Genomic DNA, 2,790 nt, shown 5'->3' on the forward strand with positions numbered 1-2,790 from the left:
GGCGGTGTCGATGTGGTTTTTGGTGGCGGGGCGGGTGGTGAGGGTGTGGATGGTGGTGAGGGGGGTTCCGGTGGGGTCGGTGAGGTGGATGGTGGCGGTGGTGGGGGTGGTGGGGGTGATGGTGGCGTGGGCGGTGGGGGTGGCGGTGGTGTGGGTTTGGGTGGTGGTGAAGGTGAAGGGGAGGTTGGGGGTGGTGGGGTTGGGGTTGGCGGTGTGGGTGGGGGTGGTGAGGGTGAGGGTGTGGAGGGCGGCGTCGAGGAGGGCGGGGTGGATGGTGTAGCGGTGGGTGTCGGGGAGGGTGTCGGGGAGGGTGAGGGTGGCGTAGAGGGTGGTGTCGTCGTGCCAGGCGGCGGTGAGGTTTTGGAAGGTGGGGCCGTAGTCGAGGCCGTGGGTGGTGAGGGTGTTGTAGTGGTGGGTGAGGTCGATGGGGTGGGTGTGGGGTGGTGGCCAGGGGGTGGGGGCGGGGTCGGGGTTGGGTGTGGGTTGGTGGTTTTGGGGTGGGGGGATGGTGCCGGTGGCGTGGTGGGTCCAGGGGTGGTCGGGGGTGGTGTGGTGGGGGCGGGTGTGGATGGTGAGGGTGCGGTGGCCGGTGGTGTCGGGGGGTGTGAGGGTGAGTTGGAGGTGGTGGGTGTCGGTGGGTGTGAGGGTGAGGGGGGTGTGGAGGGTGAGTTCGTCGACGGTGTTGGTGCCGGTGTGCAGGGCGGCGTGGAGGGCGAGTTCGAGCAGGCCGGTGCCGGGGAAGAGGGTGGTGCCGTGGATGGTGTGGTCGGCGAGCCAGGGCTGCGCCGCCAACGACACACTGCCGACGAACAGGATCTCGTCGCGATCGGCGATCGGCACGACGGCCCTGATCAGCGGATGATCCGTCGCGACGAGCCCGAGCCCGGTGACGTTCTCCGGCGCGGCCGGACGATGCCAGTAGTGCTTGTGCTGGAAGGGGTAGGTCGGTAGTTCGTAGGGGGGTAGGTCGGTGGTAGGGGTGGGCTGGGGGTAGAGGGCGGGCCAGTGTGGGCTGGTGCCGGTGGTGTGCAGGGCGGCGACCGCGCGCAGCAGGACGGCCGGCTCCGGGCCGCCGCGCCGCTGCGCCGCGACCAGCCGTGCCCCGGTCGCGCCGTCGGGGCCGTGGTCGGTAAGGGTGCGGCTGGCGAGGGTGGTCAGGGAGTTGTCGGGGCCGAGTTCGAGGTAGCTGCGTGTGCCCTGGTCGTGCAGGGTGGTGAYGGCGTGGGTGAAGCGGACGGCGTCGCGGGCGTGGCGTGTCCAGTACTCGGGTGTGGTGAGGTCCTCGTCGGTGGYGGTCGTGYCGGTGAGGGTGGAGACGATCGGGATGCGTGGGGCSTGGTAGGTCAGGCYGGTGAGGACCGTGCGGAACTCGTCGAGCATCGGGTCCATCAGCGGGGAGTGGAACGCGTGGCTCACCCGCAGTCGCCGGGTCTTGATCCCCTGGCGTTCGAGAGCCTCGGCGGCGGCCTCGACGGCGGTGTGCTCGCCGGAGACGACCACGGAGTCCGGGGCGTTGACGGCGGCGATCGCCACCACGCCGCCGATCTCCGCCAGCACCGACGTGACCTGCGCTTCCGAGGCCTGGACCGAGGTCATGGCGCCGCCGTCGGGYAGKGWGTTCATCAGCCGACCCCGCGCGGCCACGAGCGCGGCCGCGTCCGGCAGTGACAGCACCTCCGCGGCGTATGCGGCGGTGATCTCGCCGACCGAGTGCCCGGCGAGGTGGTCCGGCTGGATCCCCCAGGCGGTGACCTGCCGGTACAGCGCGGACTCGAACGCGAACAGCGCCGCCTGCGTGAACACCGTCCGCCCCAACGCGTCGGCGAGCACGCCGCCGTCCGCCGCGAACATGATCTCGCGCAGCGACCCGACCCCCACGGCGGCGAGCTCGTCGCGCAGCAGCGGGTCGAGCACGGCGCAGGCCTCGTCGAGCGCCTCGCGGAACACCGGGAACGCCGCGTACAGGTCTCGACCCATCCCGGGACGCTGGCTGCCCTGCCCAGCGAAMAGGAACGCCACTTCACCTGCCGGACCSGTGSYCTCGCCGGTGACGACCCGTGGATGTTCCCGCCCCTCGGCGAGGGCCRCCAGCCCCGCCAGCAGCTCCTCCCGGTCCGCCGCGAGCACCACGGCACGATGCGACATCACCGCCCGCGTCGTCGCCAACGCGAGCCCCACCCCCACCACACCCACCTCGGCACGCCCCCCGACGAACCGACCCAGCCGTCCCGCGACCGCCCGCAACGCCACCGCACTACRCGCCGACACCGGCACCAGCACCMCGACACCCACGCCCGCCCCCGTGTCGGCACCCACGTCGGCGGCGTCGGACCGCGGTGCCGGTCCGGTGCTCCCAGTGGTCTGCCGCGCCGGCTCGACGGGCCCACCGACACCGACGCCCGCGTCATTGCCGGTGTCGGCGTTCGTGCCGGGGCTGGCGGTTTCTGGGGCCTGTTCGAGCACGACGTGCGCGTTGGTGCCGCTGATCCCGAACGACGACACCCCCGCCCGACGCACCCGCCCCACCGCCGGCCACGCCCGCGCCGCCGACAGCAACCGCACCCCACCCGCCTCCCAGTCCACCAACGGCGACGGATCACCCGCATGCAACGACGCCGGCAACACCCCATGCCGCAACGCCATCACCATCTTGATCACCCCACCCACCCCCGCCGCCGCCTGCGCATGCCCCACATTCGACTTCAACGACCCCAACCACACCGGCTCACCACCCGACCGCCCCCGCCCATACGTCGCCATCAATGCGTCGACCTCAATCGGATCGCCAAG

Annotated in this window: 1 protein-coding gene; it reads right to left on the reverse strand. The window is 72.1% G+C overall.

Going from position 1 to position 2,790, the window contains the following annotated elements; translation table 11 throughout:
* A partial coding sequence (locus BCD49_RS45830) for a type I polyketide synthase (protein ID WP_131803414.1) occupies positions 1–2,790 on the reverse strand: 2,790 nt, incomplete at both ends.

Source organism: Pseudofrankia sp. EUN1h (genome assembly GCF_001854645.1).
Classification (GTDB): Bacteria; Actinomycetota; Actinomycetes; order Frankiales; family Frankiaceae; genus Pseudofrankia; species Pseudofrankia saprophytica.